The 14506-nt window shown below is 62.3% G+C and carries 18 protein-coding genes and 1 pseudogene; 11 read left to right on the top strand and 8 right to left on the bottom strand.

Going from position 1 to position 14506, the window contains the following annotated elements; translation table 11 throughout:
- Positions 1 to 29 precede the first annotated feature (29 nt).
- On the bottom strand, positions 30 to 812 hold the full coding sequence (locus AC04SF_RS23985) for an ABC transporter substrate-binding protein (RefSeq protein ID WP_488479801.1): 783 nt from the start codon (positions 810 to 812) through the stop codon (positions 30 to 32).
- A 137-nt stretch (positions 813 to 949) separates the two neighbouring features.
- Between AC04SF_RS23985 and AC04SF_RS23980 the strand changes: the two genes are divergently transcribed.
- A complete protein-coding gene (locus tag AC04SF_RS23980) occupies positions 950 to 1909 on the top strand; it encodes a LysR family transcriptional regulator (protein WP_488479800.1) in 960 nt (319 codons plus the stop codon).
- A gap of 15 nt (positions 1910 to 1924) precedes the next feature.
- On the opposite strand, the gene AC04SF_RS23975 is transcribed toward AC04SF_RS23980, so the two are convergent.
- Positions 1925 to 2341: an acyl-CoA thioesterase gene (locus AC04SF_RS23975; RefSeq protein WP_488479799.1), complete on the bottom strand. Its 417-nt coding sequence runs from the start codon at positions 2339 to 2341 to the stop codon at positions 1925 to 1927.
- 159 nt (positions 2342 to 2500) lie between these two features.
- Between AC04SF_RS23975 and AC04SF_RS23970 the strand changes: the two genes are divergently transcribed.
- On the top strand, positions 2501 to 2749 hold the full coding sequence (locus AC04SF_RS23970) for a ParB N-terminal domain-containing protein (RefSeq protein ID WP_096445374.1): 249 nt from the start codon (positions 2501 to 2503) through the stop codon (positions 2747 to 2749).
- A gap of 122 nt (positions 2750 to 2871) precedes the next feature.
- Positions 2872 to 3359 (top strand): annotated as a pseudogene (locus tag AC04SF_RS23965) (SRPBCC family protein).
- Between the two features lie 33 nt (positions 3360 to 3392).
- Here the strand turns inward: AC04SF_RS23965 and AC04SF_RS23960 are convergent.
- Positions 3393 to 4421 carry an isopenicillin N synthase family dioxygenase gene (locus tag AC04SF_RS23960; RefSeq protein ID WP_488479798.1) on the bottom strand — a complete coding sequence of 343 codons (1029 nt, stop codon included), beginning with the start codon at positions 4419 to 4421 and terminating at the stop codon, positions 3393 to 3395.
- A 114-nt stretch (positions 4422 to 4535) separates the two neighbouring features.
- Here AC04SF_RS23960 and AC04SF_RS23955 point away from each other — a divergent pair, with 114 nt between their 5' ends.
- Both AC04SF_RS23955 and AC04SF_RS23950 read left to right on the top strand, forming a co-directional pair.
- Positions 4536 to 4934: a GFA family protein gene (locus AC04SF_RS23955; RefSeq protein ID WP_096445378.1), complete on the top strand. Its 399-nt coding sequence runs from the start codon at positions 4536 to 4538 to the stop codon at positions 4932 to 4934.
- Between the two features lie 151 nt (positions 4935 to 5085).
- On the top strand, positions 5086 to 5298 hold the full coding sequence (locus AC04SF_RS23950; RefSeq protein WP_488479797.1) for a hypothetical protein: 213 nt from the start codon (positions 5086 to 5088) through the stop codon (positions 5296 to 5298).
- Between the two features lie 6 nt (positions 5299 to 5304).
- Here the strand turns inward: AC04SF_RS23950 and AC04SF_RS23945 are convergent, their stop codons facing one another.
- Complete coding sequence (locus AC04SF_RS23945) at positions 5305 to 6210, bottom strand: hypothetical protein (protein ID WP_488479796.1); 906 nt, start codon at positions 6208 to 6210, stop codon at positions 5305 to 5307.
- 166 nt (positions 6211 to 6376) lie between these two features.
- On the opposite strand from AC04SF_RS23945, the gene AC04SF_RS23940 reads away from it, so the two are divergent.
- The 3 genes from AC04SF_RS23940 (at position 6377) to AC04SF_RS23930 (ending at position 8980) form a co-directional block, all read left to right on the top strand.
- Positions 6377 to 7249, top strand: a complete 873-nt coding sequence (locus AC04SF_RS23940) for an undecaprenyl-diphosphate phosphatase (RefSeq protein WP_488479795.1) — start codon at positions 6377 to 6379, stop codon at positions 7247 to 7249.
- 135 nt (positions 7250 to 7384) lie between these two features.
- Positions 7385 to 8005, top strand: coding sequence for a transglutaminase-like cysteine peptidase (locus AC04SF_RS23935; RefSeq protein ID WP_488479794.1), 621 nt, complete (start codon positions 7385 to 7387; stop codon positions 8003 to 8005).
- Between the two features lie 183 nt (positions 8006 to 8188).
- The gene (locus AC04SF_RS23930; protein ID WP_488479793.1) at positions 8189 to 8980 is read left to right on the top strand and encodes a phosphodiester glycosidase family protein; all 792 of its coding nucleotides are present in this window, start codon (positions 8189 to 8191) and stop codon (positions 8978 to 8980) included.
- On the opposite strand, the gene AC04SF_RS23925 is transcribed toward AC04SF_RS23930, so the two are convergent.
- Together AC04SF_RS23925 and AC04SF_RS23920 are read right to left on the bottom strand one after the other, a co-directional pair.
- Positions 8977 to 9606 (bottom strand): DedA family protein, encoded by a 630-nt coding sequence (locus tag AC04SF_RS23925; protein WP_488479792.1) that lies wholly within the window; start codon positions 9604 to 9606, stop codon positions 8977 to 8979. The two genes, AC04SF_RS23930 and AC04SF_RS23925, sit on opposite strands and share 4 nt — an antisense overlap.
- Positions 9607 to 9631: 25 nt before the next feature.
- Positions 9632 to 10615 (bottom strand): DUF1402 family protein, encoded by a 984-nt coding sequence (locus AC04SF_RS23920; RefSeq protein ID WP_488479791.1) that lies wholly within the window; start codon positions 10613 to 10615, stop codon positions 9632 to 9634.
- A 238-nt stretch (positions 10616 to 10853) separates the two neighbouring features.
- Between AC04SF_RS23920 and AC04SF_RS23915 the strand changes: the two genes are divergently transcribed.
- Positions 10854 to 11927, top strand: a complete 1074-nt coding sequence (locus AC04SF_RS23915) for a glycoside hydrolase family 25 protein (protein WP_488479790.1) — start codon at positions 10854 to 10856, stop codon at positions 11925 to 11927.
- Positions 11928 to 11960: 33 nt separating this feature from the next.
- Here AC04SF_RS23915 and AC04SF_RS23910 read toward each other — a convergent pair whose 3' ends face one another.
- Both AC04SF_RS23910 and AC04SF_RS23905 read right to left on the bottom strand, forming a co-directional pair.
- Entirely contained in the window at positions 11961 to 12143 is a 183-nt protein-coding gene (locus tag AC04SF_RS23910; RefSeq protein WP_488479789.1) for a hypothetical protein, read from the bottom strand.
- Positions 12144 to 12605: 462 nt separating this feature from the next.
- Positions 12606 to 13517, bottom strand: coding sequence for a LysR family transcriptional regulator (locus AC04SF_RS23905; protein ID WP_488479788.1), 912 nt, complete (start codon positions 13515 to 13517; stop codon positions 12606 to 12608).
- Positions 13518 to 13622: 105 nt separating this feature from the next.
- Between AC04SF_RS23905 and AC04SF_RS23900 the strand changes: the two genes are divergently transcribed.
- The gene (locus tag AC04SF_RS23900) at positions 13623 to 13784 is read left to right on the top strand and encodes a hypothetical protein (RefSeq protein ID WP_488479787.1); all 162 of its coding nucleotides are present in this window, start codon (positions 13623 to 13625) and stop codon (positions 13782 to 13784) included.
- Positions 13785 to 13823: 39 nt separating this feature from the next.
- The gene (locus AC04SF_RS23895; protein WP_488479786.1) at positions 13824 to 14432 is read left to right on the top strand and encodes a methyltransferase; all 609 of its coding nucleotides are present in this window, start codon (positions 13824 to 13826) and stop codon (positions 14430 to 14432) included.
- The last annotated feature ends 74 nt before the right edge of the window (positions 14433 to 14506 follow it).

Raw genomic sequence — 14506 nt, 5'->3', positions numbered from 1 at the left:
GAATTTGCGTCGCCCGAGGCCTCAGGAAATTAGCGGATGTCGCTGCCGACCCAATGCTTGGAGATCTTTTCGTAGGTGCCATCGGCCATCATGCCGTCCAGCGCCTTCTGCATGGCGGCCTTGAGCCCCGGATTGTCCTTGCGGATGGCGATGCCGATGGCGACGCTGCCGCCCTCGATATCAGGTGTGTCGAGCTTGCGCACCTTCTCGCCGGTTTCCTTGACGGCGACCATGACCGGAATGTTGTCGACGACGATGGCGTCGACACGGCCGGCCTTCAGCTCCAGCAGCAGTTCCGGCAGGCCCTTGTAGGTACGGACATCCCAGCCGCCCTGTTCACGCGCCCACTTTTCATGCGTCTCGCCGAGCGTCACGCCGAGCGTCTTGCCCTTGAGCTCGTCGAGGCTCTGCACCTTGGAATCCTGGTTCACGAAAACCGCGCGGCCGGCATGGTAGTAGGGGCCGACGAAATCGACCACTTTCTCCCGCTCGGGGGTGATCGTCATCGAACCGACCACGGTGTCGTATTTGTTGGCCAGCAGGCCAGCGATGATGCCGTCCCAGGCCGTGGTGATGATGGTGCCCTTGACGCCGATACGTTCGGCAATGGCCTTGCCGATATCGGCGTCGAAGCCGACGACTTCGTTCTGGTCGTTGACGAAGTTGAACGGCGGATACTGCCCGCTCATGGAAATCTTCAGTTCGCCCGCCGCCTTGATTTTCTCGAGATCGTCGGCCTGCGCCGAAACGGTGGTGAAGGCCGACGCGAGCAGCAGCGTCGCGACCGCAATGCTGGAAAATACTTTGTTCATCTGGATTCCTGGTCCTCTGGATGGAGCGCGAAGGCTTGTTCTTGGGAGGCGTTGGGGCGCTCTCCTGATGTCAAGGATTGCCTTTGCGCCTGCATTGCGCAAATAGATAATGGGAATAAGGAGCATAGATTTCAGGAATGGCTTTGCCGCGCCCCGAACGCCTGGTCTGGGACCTCGACTGGAACCTTCTGCGGACGTTCGTCGTCATCGCGGAAGTGAAGAGCATCACCCGTGCCGCCGAGCGCCTCAACCTCAAGCAGCCCAGCGTCAGCAACGCCTTGCGGCGCCTGGAGGACCGGGTTGGCCGGCGGCTGGTCGAACGCGACGCGACACGCTTCGAGCTCACCGAGGTCGGGCGGCTGATCTATGAGCAGAGTGTCGAAGTCTTCGGCTCGATATCGCAGCTGCCGCTCTTGATGCGGGGGATCAGCGACGACGTCACCGGCCACGTCATGATCGCCACCGCGAGCCATGTCGTCTCGCCGCTGTTCGACCGGGCGCTGGCGGAGTTTCATCGCAATTATCCGCGCGCCAGCATCACCATTTCGGTTTCGGCAAGCACCGAAGTCGCCAAGCAGGTGCGGGAACGCCGTGCCTCCTTCGGCATCTGCCTCGTCAGCCAACGCGATCCGGCGCTGGACTATGCGATGGTCTATCGCGAGTTCTTCGGCTTCTTCTGCGGCCCGCAGCACAGGCTCTACGGGAAAACCGGACTGATGCTTGCCGATCTGCGGGGCGAGCCCTCGGTATCCTTCCAGACCGACCATATTTCGGACGCGTTGCGCCCAGTGGCGTTGCTGCGCAGCGAGGCCCGCCTGAATGCCGATGTCGTCGGCGTGTCCTCCAGCCTGGAGGAGGTGAGGCGCATGATCGTCGCCGGGCTCGGCATTGGCCCGCTGCCGCTGCATGTGGCGCAGCGCGACGTGGCTGACGGCACGCTGTGGCGGCTGCCGCCCTACGACGCGCCGCCGGCCATCGATATCTTCCTGCTCACCAATCCCGACAAGGCGATGAATCGCGCCGAGAAGGCGTTGCTGTCTGGGCTGCAGGCGCTGATCGCCGAGACGCGGTTCGAGGAGCGCATCTACAACGGCTGAACAGCGGAAGCCGAACTATTCGGCGAGGTAGGCCGCCGCACGGTTTCGCATCGATTCGTCCAGCGCCACCGAGGCCCGCGCGGCAAGATCGAAGCGCACGCTGGTCGTGCGGCTCGACGCATGGACGACGCCTTCGAGCGACCCCGACATCACCTGTTCGAAGGTGAAGGAGGTGCGGCCGATCTTCACCACATGCGAGTGGATGGTCAGCAGCGAGCCGGCTCTCGTTTCATGGCGATAGTCGATTTCGGTGCGTACATCGGCCCATCCGGTTGCCGAGGCCTGGCTGCTGTCCTGCCCGGCGATATGGCCAAGAAGCTGGAAACTGGCGTCGTCGAACATCGCAGCGTAGTGGCGCACATTCATGTGACCCATCACGTCGCACATCCAAGGATGCGCGACACCGACAAAAGTGACGAGGGATTTGTTCATGGGGATTGCTCCGTCCGCGATCGCGGACAGGGAATAACGAAATGCGCGGCGGCAGGCAAACCGGCTAGCTAGGCCTGGTATTCGTTAGCCGCGCCCTTGGCCGCCTTCAGCAAAGCGACTATCTCAGGCGAGGCGGTATTTTCCGCCTGGGGAGCCAATATGCTCAGAGTGCAGAAGGTTAAGGTCGGCGACATCTACGTGCCGACGGCGCGCAAGAAGACATTGCATCCCGAGACCGTCCGCCATCTCGCCGAGGACATTCTGGAGAACGGCCTGAAGACGCCGATCCAGGTCCGCCACGACGGCAAGCGTCATATCCTCGTCGAAGGTCTGCACCGGCTGGAAGCGGCCAAGTGGCTCGGCGAGACCGAGATCGACGCCTATCTGGTGCAAGCCAAGCGCCACTGACGCGGGCTCGGCTCGCGGTCCTCCCCGCACATGGTCTCCAGATTTTTTCGCCGGCGGTGTCGGGTTGCGTTCTGTCGGCTCGTCCTTGGGACGGAAGCCAGATCAAACCCGAGGAGACCGCCTTGACCGCCAAGCTCGACGACATCGCCCCCGCCAACGACCGCGAACTGGTTGTCGCCCGCATCATCGATGCGCCGCGCGAGAAGGTCTATCGCTGCTGGACCGACACCAGGCTTTTGATGCAGTGGTTCGCTCCGAAACCGTGGACGACGCCGCGCGCCGAAATGGATGTCCGCACTGGCGGCTCGAGCCTTGTCGTCATGGCCGGCCCCGACGGCAATGAATTCCCCAACCCGGGCGTCTTCCTGGAAGTCATTCCCGGCAAGAAGATCGTCTTCACCGATGCCTACACGCGGGCATGGGAGCCATCGGGAAAGCCGTTCATGACGGCGTGCTGACCTTTGAGGACGAAGGCGAGGGCAAGACCCGCTACATAGCGCGCGTCCAGCACTGGAGCGTCGCCGACCGCGAACAGCACGAGGCGATGGGTTTTCACGCGGGCTGGGGCCAGTGCACCGACCAGCTCGAAGATCTCGCCAAGACGCTTTGAAATCGGACCGCCCTGACGACGACCGCGCCAGGTTCAGGAGGCCTTGGCGCGGCGTGGCTCACGCAAATGCTTGATGCCGCTCATCTCGACGAAATTCGTCGCTGCCTCCCAAAGATAATCGCCATAAAGAAACGGTTCGAAAGTCTCGGCGCCGCTCAGCGGCAAGGGCGCGATCTCGGCATCGACCCGCGGTTCATAGAAAAACGGGATCGAAAACCGCGCCGTCTTCGGCGCAATCACCCGGTGCCGTGTCGCCCGCACGCGTCCGCCGGTCCAGCGCTCCAGCAACTGGCCGAAATTGACCGCCAGCGTGCCGTTGGCGGGCGGCACGTCGATCCATTCGCCGGCGAGGTTTTTTGCCTGCAAGCCTTCGACGCCGTCCTGCGCCAGCAAGGTGACGAAACCGGAATCGGCATGCTCGCGGCCGATGATGGTGCGTGTCTCACCCTTGTGGACCACCGAGAAGTCAGGCCCGCTGGTGTCGATGCCGGCATTGGCATCGCGCAGGGGGTAGCGGATCAGGCGCAGCGTCGAGATGCCATTGTCGAAATGGGGATCGAAGATCGTCTCCGGCAGGCCAAGCCCGCGCGCGATCGACTGCATCAGCGCCTTGCCGACCGTCTCCATCGCGCGGTAATAATCCGCCGCAGCCGCGCGCCAGCCGGGCAGGGTGTCTTCGGCCGGCAAGGGCGTCGGCTCGCATAGCGGATCGTCGGATACCGAACGGCCGGCTGCACCAGCGATATCCGGCCCTATGTCGATGCCTTCCTTGTAGGAGACGGCTGTCGGCTGCAGCGGGAACCATCCGCGATAGACGTTCTTTTTTGTCTGGTCGAAATTCCAGCGCAGCAATTTCTGCTTCTCTGTGTCGGGAAGGGCGAAGATGCGCAGCAATTGCGCTCTTCTGTCCGGCATCAGCCAGTCGTCGCCGGCAAAATCGCGGACCGCCATGAAACCTATTCCCGAGGCAGCGGCCACGATGCTGGCGTCGGCGCGGTCGCGGGCGGCCGAGGGCGGCCCGAACAGATCCGCGATGCCGATGGTTTCGATGTCTTGCGTCATGATCAGAATCCCACCGCATCACGGTAATCGATGGCTTTGTATCAAAGCTTTTCAATTGACCCAATCAGTCTCGCCATTTACCTCGGCCGCACACTCTCGTCAGGGATCACGGTGATGGCTAAATATCAGGGCGGGTGCCTCTGCGGAGCGGTGCGCTACAGCGCCGACGCAGCGCCCATCAACGAACGCATCTGCCATTGCCGGCTTTGCCAGAAGGCGATCGGCGCCGCCTTCAACGCACGCGTGTTGTTTCGCATCGACGATGTGACGATCGAGGGGCCGTTGGCGATGGTGAACACCTCGCCCGATCTCAAGCGCGGGTTTTGCCCAAGCTGCGGCACGACGATGTTTTCGCGTCGCGACTCCGCCGGCATCATCGGTATCACCACCGGTTCACTCGACGACCCCACTTTCTTCAGGCCGCAGATGCATATTTTCACCGCCTCGAAGCAGCCCTGGGTGGTGCTGGATGACGGCCTGCCGCAACATGAAGGCGCTCCGCCGCCAGGCTAGGTCTTTCGTTCTCCCTTGTGGGAGAAGGGAAGGTGAAACCATGACCAAAATTTAATCCAAAACAACACGCGATAGCCGGCAAAACGTCATTGGCGGGCCATTATTGTCTTCCTATCTATGCTGCGCGGGCCGGCATTCGAGGAGACGACGGATGAACGACAGCATCAGCGCCCTGGACGAGCTTTTGAGCGATCCGATGGTCTTGCTTGTCATGGAGCGCGACCGTGTGCGCCCGGAACAGGTGCGCATGTTGCTCGAACGGGTCCGCAGCAGGGTGCCCGATGGTGCCCGTGCCGATGAGCCGGTCGTTCCGCCGGCCCATATAGTGGCCAAAAGTTGTTTCCAGCAATGGCTGCGCAGTTAGGCGCGGTCAGTTGGAACTAGCCGGCAAATAGCTGTAATGACTGCGGAAATAGGCGATTTTGAAGCCCAGCCGCGCATAGTTGCGATAGGCTGGGCCGTCGCGGTCGTCGTACGGCGCCTCGATATCGGCGGCGAACAGTTTCGCGCCGGCCGCAATCCCGTCGCGCACCAGCGCTTCCGCAAGCACCGCGTCGAGATCGAAGCTCGGCGCCATGATGCCCGGCACCGGCGCTTCGATGCCGCTCCAGGCCGTGCCGTCGGCGCCGATGAACAGCGAGCGCACCGCCACCACCGCGCCATCCCGCCTGGCGATATAATGATGCCAGCCCTGCCGGCCGACCAGAGCCAGCAGCCAGGGTGAGGTGGGCAGCCGGTAGCTTTTGTCGATGAAGCCGGCCCATTCGCTTGCCGATGCCTTCGTCACGCGTTCGACTGAAACCCCGTCAATAATGAAGAGCGGCTCGGATGACAGCGGTTCGGCCTCGCGATAAATCCGCTCCCAGCCGCCCTGGCGCTGCAGGCCGCGCGCCTCGAGCCAGCATCTGAGGCGTGATGGTTCGGTGTGTGGATTGACATAGAACCAGGGCCGCGAAATGCCGGCGGCGCGGTAGTGCGCCAGCAGCGCGTCGAGCTGGCTTTCGGAGGCCGGGCTGTCGACGCCGAAATTCTTCACGCAGTTGAAATGGACGAACGGGATCGTCGTGCAGGTGGTCCAGGTGAGGTCGCCTTCTCCCGCTATCGAAAGCCCTTGCCTTGCCGCGAAATCGGCCGGCGCGGCGGCATAGAGGTCGAGCCAGGCGTTCACCTCGGCACGCTCGATAATACGGCTGAGGTCGCGCGAGACATCCTCGATCGCGATGCCAGGCGGGTGTGGTTCCGGCAGGGGCTGTAATTCCGACAGGGCGGTCGGCATGGCTCTCCTCCGTCATTTAACTTACAGTGTAAGATTAGCGGAGAATAATATGAACAGCCGGCTTGTCAAGCGGCGCCTTACAAATCCGTAAATAGGATTCCGGGGATCGCCAGACTATTGCTCGGCGGGGATCGCCCCTCATGGTTGTTCGACAGAAAGGCTCGATATGGCTGACATCTGCACTCAAGGCGTAGACACCGGCTTCGTCGGCCTGGGATTTGCCAAAGTCGCCTTTCTCGGCCTCGTGCAGGGCATCACCGAATTGCTGCCGATTTCCTCGACCGCCCATATGCGCATCGTGCCGGCGGTGCTCGGTTGGCAGGATCCGGGCTCCGCCTTCTCCGCCGCCATGCAGCTTGCCGCCCTTGCCGCCGTGATCAGCTATTTCTGGGGCGATGTCAGGGATCTCCTGTTCGGCTCGCTCGATGCTCTCACGCGGCGCGATTTCGCCGACCGGCATTTCCGGCTGGCTTCCTGGATCGTGCTGGCGACGGTCCCGATCGTAATTGCCGGCGTCGCGCTATCGGGTATTCTCAACGCCTGCAATTCGCCGCTGCGCAGCCTGAGCGTGATCGGCTGGTCCTGTATCGCTATGGCGATCCTGCTGGCTCTCGCCGAGATTTTCGCCCGCCACAAACGCACCATCGGCGAAGCCTCGCTCACCGATGCGCTGCTTGTCGGCGTGGCGCAGATTGGCGCGCTGATACCCGGCGTCTCGCGTTCTGGCTCAACCTTGACGGCGGCGCTGGGGCTCGGCTTCAAGCGGGCCGAGGCGGCGCGCTTCTCGTTCCTGCTCGGACTGCCAGCGATCGCGCTTGCCGGCCTCAAGGAGCTGTGGGAACTGCATAAGGTTCACCTCGACGCCCATGGCTGGTCGGTTCTTGCCACCGGGCTGGTCGTCGCCTCGATCTCCGCCTTCTTTGCCATCTGGGGCCTGATGCGTGTGCTGGAACGCTTCTCCGCCTGGCCTTTCGTCATCTACCGCGGCCTGCTCGGCGCCGTCCTGTTGCTCGGCTTGGCGATGGGGTGGCTGGCTTAGCAGGCCCAGTGTTGCGTGACGGCAACCAGTTGGGCGCGTGAGTCGATCCCCCGGAGATGTGATCGCCAGGGTTGATTGACTTCGGAATATAACCGCCCTTAACATTCTGTTAACAAAACAGATGGGTGGGGCCGGATGGCATCCTCGACGGGTTGGCGCCGCAAGGCGAAGGGGCTGGCGGTTGCCGTGGCCGTTTTCTATTCGGTGGCGGGTTCGGCCTATGCTGCGCCTGCTTCCATGGTTGTCGGCGGCTCGACCTCCCAGCCGATCGGTCACTATGATTTTTGCAAAATCCATGTCGCCGAATGCTCGATCCGCTCGCCCGACAGCGTGCCGGAACACCTGAACAGCAAGCTGCTGCACGAGATCTCGGCCGTGAATCTCTCGGTCAACACGCGCGTCAAGCCGATGAGCGACATGGACAATTACGGCAAGGACGAGTGGTGGGCCTATCCGGACAATGGTTTTGGCGATTGTGAGGATTACGCGCTGGAAAAGCGACGTGAGCTCAACAGCCTGGGCATTGCCATAGCCAATCTTTTGATGACGGTGGTTCGCAAGCCGGATGGCGAAGGTCATGCCATACTGACGGTGCGCACCGACAAGGGCGACTTCATCCTAGACAATCTGACCGACAAGGTCCGCCTCTGGAACCAGACCAGCTATCGCTACCTGAAACGGCAGGCGAGCGACAATACGGGGCACTGGGTCTCCATTCTGGGTGGCGACGAACAGCTGGTCAGCGCCGTCAAATAATCGAGATCTTTGTATTGACGCAATTCCGCACGGAAAACCGCTTCACACTTTTCCTGGTATTGCTCAGTTGGCCCCGCCGCGGCCGAGCTTGAAACCGGATCCGACCCTTTCGTGCCGGCCTTCCATGGTGCCAGCAAGTGGTGGTAACCACGAGAGCTGATTGAATCTGGCATCCGCAGGCGCATGGACTTTCTGACACTTCTCAACTCCGCGCCCCTACTTCTGGGGCTGGTCAAGGCAGCACTGCCGCAGGCGGTCGCCACGACGATGGCTTTCAGCCAATGGTTTGTGTCGCTGCCGCCGTGCCGTGACTTCGCCTTCGAGGCGACCAGTTATCTCATCTGCGAGGTTGACCCGAAGCTCTATTCGATCGAGCTGTTCTGGAAGGATCCGGCCGGCAAGCCTTTTCAGTCGCTGCACAATCTCGACACCGCCCAGCGCGCGGTCGGCCGCACCATGCTGTTTGCCATCAATGCCGGCATGTATCATCCCGACCTCAGGCCAGTAGGCCTCTATGTCGAGCGCGGCCAGGAAATGGCCGGCGTGAAGACGGGATCGGGAAGCGGCAACTTTTCGCTCCAGCCGAATGGCATCTTCTACATCAGCGGCCGCAAGGCCGCGGTCCGGGCGACCAGGGACTTCGTCAGGAAGCGGCCGTCCACCGACTATGCGACGCAATCCGGGCCGATGCTGGTGATCGACGGCCAGCTTCATCCGAAATTCCAGTCCGACGGCACCTCGCGAAAAACCCGCGACGGCGTCGGGGTGCGCAAGGACGGTGTCGCGGTCTTTGCCATTTCGAACGGCACGGTAAACTTCCATGCATTCGCCCGACTGTTTCGGGATGCGCTCGGCTGCGACAATGCGCTGTTTCTCGATGGCACGATATCGAGCCTGTTCGCGCCCGCGATCGGCCGCAACGACGATTACTGGAATCTGGGGCCGATGATCGGGGTGTTCAGGAAAAGGGGCTAGGCTCGCGCCGCTCGCTTGCCCCGAAACTTGAAAACAATCACCGCTACGACGATCAGGGCAGAGACGGCGATCCCCGCCAACCCGAACCGGCTGGTCACATCGAGCTCGGGAATGCTGCCGGCGCCCTTGGCCACCAGCCATCCCGGCGACAGCACGACGGGAGCCCAGATGATCGCCGACAGGATGTTGGCGATCTGGAAGCGGCGCCGGTGCATGCCCATCATGCCCGCGACCAGCGGCACGGTGGCGCGGACCGGGCCGAAGAAGCGGCCGACGAAAACCGCTGCAAAACCATAACGATGGAAGAATAGCCGCGCCCTGGCGACCTCGCGGCGGTAGCGATTGAGCGGCCGTTTGTGGACGACACCGCGCCCCAGCCATCTGCCGAGGAAGTAGGAGATGGTATCGCCGAGCGCCGCCCCGATCATCGCGGCGAGAAGTACGGGCAGAGGCTGGACGATGCCGGCTCCCACCAGGCCGCCGACGATGATGAGCACCGTGGTGCCAGGCAAGAGGATGCCGACCAGCACCAGCGACTCGCCAAAGGCCAGCAGCCCGACCACGAGGCCGGCCCAGGCCTGATGGTTCTCGATGAGACAAACGCTCTGGTCGATGAACGACTGCACGCAGGCTCCCTGTTAAAAGCGTTTCTCAGCTGCCGCTGTCGAGCAGGCTTCTGAGTTCGTCGAGCTTGTCGTTGACGAGCCAGCCGTAATAATTCTCGACCGGCAGCTTGCGGCCCTTGCCGCCGGCAACCGCCGCGCGCAGGTCGGCCGCGCGCTGCCGGGGCTGGCCGACATTGTAGAGCGTGGCGGTGATCCCCGGATTGCCTGATATGTCGAAGCCCTGTTGCTTGTAGGCGTCGATGGCGTCGCGCACGATCGCGGCGATGTAGACGATGCTGCGGTCGGGATCCATGACATCGCGATAGATCGCCTGCGGATGATCCGGCGTCAGCCTATCGTAGCCGCTCACCTTGTTCACCAGATCGGTCACCTCGAGCGCGGTCAGCGGGCTGATCTGGCCGAGGCCGAATGTCTGGCCGGCGAAGAAGGGCTGGAAGAATGCCTGCTGGAAGGTCTGGGCGTCATAGGTGACGCCGCCGACCGTCTTGCCGCGGAAATGCTCGACCCAGACCCTATCGCGGCAACTCCAAAGGGTGGCACTGTCCTTGGCCTCGGAGCAGGCTGCGAATTCCGGCCGCTGCACAAAGGTCTGCACCGGCACGCCCTTGTAGCGGAAGGCAAAGTCGAGGCCGGAATAGGACAGCGCCTTCACATAGTAGGTCTGGACGGAGCCGACGGCGGTCACATTGTAGGTATGTTCGCCGACCAGTGCGCCGACGATGTGGATGGGGTCGATATCGTAAGCGGCCGCCACCTGCTTGATGTGCGCCACCAGTTTCTTCTCGCGCTTCAGCAGCGCGACGATCTTCTCGTATTTTTCCGCGTAGGTGGTCTTGAAGGCGCGGGTCCGCGTCGCCGATGCATCCGGGATCGGCGGTTGCGTCTGCGAGCGATTGCCGGGGGGAACGACGGTCAGTGCGCTGGCATGCGCTGGCTCTGACAGGAGCGCGCCGCCGCAAGAGATAGCCACGAGCAGGGGGACCAGGAGAAGCCGCTGCAACGCAATCATCGGGCGCCTTTTTGGGAATCGCGGGAAATGCCGGCGGCAAGCGCCGTATCCCCGTCTCAACAGCCACATAATGGCGCTGTCAAGGCTGGCTGGCCGTCGACGGCGAATGTCTGAAACGGTCACAGTCATCATGGTAAAAAACTTGATTCAAACTTTATTGGTAATTTCTCGTTCATAACTGGGCTGGTTGTCCGTGGGCCGTCGCCTTCGGTCTGTTGTGTTTTGAGTACAGGTCCAGATGCGGTTACCAGGCGCCATCAGTTTCGTGATCGCAGCGCTGTGCCTTGCCGGCTGCTCGTCGACATCGGGCATGGACGCGCTCGACATGCAGAAGCCGTCGAATGAAACCACCAGCTCGGTGGTGCGGCCAAGCGCACCGATCGCATCCGTTCCAGAGACCAAGGCCAACAAGGTGCGCAAGCTGGCCGAGGCCGCGCCCGCCGACGACAATGCTCCGCCCTTCGGCCTGGCGGAGGAAGAAACGGTGGCGTTTCCGGCGCCTGAATTGCCTGACAGCGTCGATCCGCCGGTCGAGCCGGCAGCGCTGGTGTCGCCGTCGAAGCTATTGAACCGCAATGCGCCGCCCATCTTTGCCGGGTCGATCATGCGTTACGGCTTTCGCGACGCCAAGCCGATCAATTTCGGCCGATCATCGCCCAGGCATCTCGCCGTCCACGGTGTCGACGTCTCGCGCTGGCAAGGCGACGTCAACTGGGGGAAGCTGCGTGCCCAGGGCGCCAACTTCGCCTACATCAAGGCGACCGATGGCGGCGATCATCTCGACCCGATGTTCATGAAGAACTGGCGCAATGCCGATGCCGCCGGTCTGAAGCGCGGCGCCTATCATTTCTTCTACTGGTGCCGCACCGCCGGCGAGCAGGCCGACTGGTTCATCCGCAACGTGCCGAAGGTCGATGGCGCCTTGCCGCCAGTGATCGACGTCGAGTGGAATGGCGATTCCAGCTGCCAGCGGCGGCCGTCGCGCGAAAAGGTTCTGGAGAAGATGCAGGTGTTCATGGACAAGCTTGAACGCCACTACGGCCAGAGGCCGATCATCTATACATCGCCGGATTTCTATCGCGACAATCTCCAGGGCGCCTTCCCAGACTACCCGTTCTGGGTGCGCGCGGTGGCACGGCACCCGTCAAAGGTCTATCCCGGCCGCAAATGGCTGTTCTGGCAGTATTCCGGCTCCGGACTGTCGCATGGCGTGACCGGCCGCATCGACCTCAACGTCTTCCACGGCGACGAGCGGCAATGGCGCGCCTGGGCCGGCGGCGGCGGCCGTCAGATGATGGCCGACGCGGACTAGGGTCCGCGTCGCCCTTCGCTCTGGTTCTGCCGCCTATTGGAGCTGGTTGCTCCCGCCATTCCTCTCCTCGCTCAGCCGCAACTTTCTCCTCAATGCCATGATCTCGGCAATCGCGGCATCGATCATGGTGAGAAGTGTCAACGTGTCGTGCTGGGTCGGATCGGCCCTGACATAGGCGAGCTGATTCACGATATCGTCCTCGGGTTCGTCGCTCATGGCCACTTTTCCGGTTGCTATCCTCCAGACGTTCTCATTCGACCCGGTCCGCCGTCAAATTGCACCTGTATCACTTCGTTGTGTGGATGGCCGCCGGACCGCCCGTCCAAGCCGGTCCGGTCGCCAACCCTATCTTGGGTGACGGCGACGCGATTCGTCGAAGGTGGCAAAGGCGAGGACCACGGAAAATGACGCGAAGCTGAGCAGGACTGCGGCGGTAACCATGAGGTCGTAGGTCGACATGTTCGTTCTCCTTGCGATGATAGCCGAGGAGACAGCACTGACGATGCGTCGGCGTTGATTTGGATCAACTTGCAGGGGGCATTGCGCGGCAGGAGGTGACTGTGGCCGAGTCGGAGCCCGGCGACGCGAAGTGCCTTCGTTCGTCCACCTGTTGGCCGCCGCTGCCGCGCGCTAGGACGAAGCCTGGGCCTCCTTGATCATTTTGTGAGCCTTGCAATCCTATGTCTGGCGCGCTTCCAGCGCCCGGATATCCGCGGTCTGGGCCAGCACCCAGTCCCGAAACACCTTGATCTTCGGCACGTTGCGGCGGCTTTCCAGATGCACCAGCCAATATCCGTCGCCGTCGGATCCGAGCACCTCAAAGGGCTGTATCAGCTGGCCCTTTGCCAGCAGGGCGCTGTAGATGTTGCGGGTGAGGATCGCGGCGCCCCGATCGGTCAGCGCGGCCATCGCATCATAGGCCTGCGAACCCAGCATCGGGCCCACGATGACGCGGTCGGGCTCGAAAGGCACGCCGGCTGCCTCGAACCAGATTTTCCACCAGGGATCGTCGGCACAGCACAGCGGCACCTTGTAGAGATCCTCGGGGCCGCGGATGCCGCCCACGCTTTCGGCGAGTTTTGGGCTGAGCATGGGCGCGTAGTCGGCCTTGAACAGATAATGCGCTGTCAGGCCGGACCAATTTCCGGTGCCGGTCCGGATGCCGATATCCATGTCCTCGCGTGTGAAATCGACCAGCCGGGGCGATGTATTGACCTTCACGGCAAGATCGGCATGCATCAGCTGGAATGTTCCGAGCCACACGGCCAGCCAGTTCGTCGCGAAGGTTTCCATGGTCGTCACCGACAGCACGCCGGTCGCTCCACCCTTGGTCGCGACCCACGCATCCGCCAGCGCCGAGAAAGCGCCGGATGCATGCGGCGCCAGCTGCTGCCCGGCCTCGGTCAAGGCAATTTGCCTTGTTTTTCTTATGAAAAGCGGCGTTCCGGCGCGTTCTTCCAGCACCTTGATCTGATAGCTGGCCGCCGACTGTGTCATGCCGAGTTCTTCGGCCGCCTTGGTAAAACTGCCCAGTCTGGCTGCGGCTTCAAAGACCCTGATAGCCCCTAGTGGCGGCAACTCCCAACTCATGACGCATCAATCCTCCTGATGCATGGTACGCGAGGTTCGATTGGAAACCAAGACCGGAAAACGGCATGCTCTGGTCATCAACTCGAACCCGAAAGGACCACGGCAATGACCCTCTACAACACGCTTCGCCGCCCGGTGCTCGACCTCTTTACCGCACCGTTCAGACCCCGCAGGCGCGGCCTGCTCGACCAGTGTTGCCTGTCGGATCATTTCCTGCGCGATATCGGCGTGCTCGACGGACACGTGTCTCCCGGCACCATTCACTGAACGCGCTTTTTGATCCACATGAATGCGAGGGAGGGAAGGATGGATGAGTTGTCACAAGCCCTGGCGAAGAGCCGCCAAACGATCAGTGCCTATCAGGACTATGCGGAACGCTACGATGCCATCGTGCGGCATGTTCCCAACGAGAGAGAGCAGGCATCGCTGAAGCGGCTTGTGGCGATTGCAGGCACGGCAGGCCAGACTCTCGAAGTCGGGTCGGGAGCGGGCTACGATGCGGACTTTGTGGAGGGCCTGGGCGTCAAGGTTCGCCGCACCGACGCGACAAAGCGCTTTCTCGAACTGCAGGCCGCGCGCGGCAAGCACGGTGAGCTTCTCGATCTCCTCACCGACGATCTCGGAGGCCCCTATGACGCCGTCCTGGCGCTCGCGGTCCTGATCCATGTGCCGCGCAACCAGATCGACCAGGTCCTTGCCAAGATAGCTGGGTCGCTGCGGCCAGGCGGCGCCTTTCTCGTATCGATGCGCAATGGCGATGGCGAGACGGACAGCAACTATCACACGGTCCTGTGGCGCAAGGAGGACTTCGCGGCCCGCCTCGAAGCCGCCGGGCTGGTTCTTCTCAGGGATGATTTCAACATCGGCCGCAACAGCGAGGAATGGAACACGTTCCTGGCTGTAAGGCCGTCATGAAGGATATTTTCCCTTCTCCCACAACAGGAGAAGGAGAGGGCGCGCCCGGCCGCTCATCTCTCGGCTTTGCGAAT

Source organism: Mesorhizobium sp. CNPSo 4671 (genome assembly GCF_057784245.1).
This window is presented reverse-complemented; position numbering and strand designations above follow the sequence as displayed.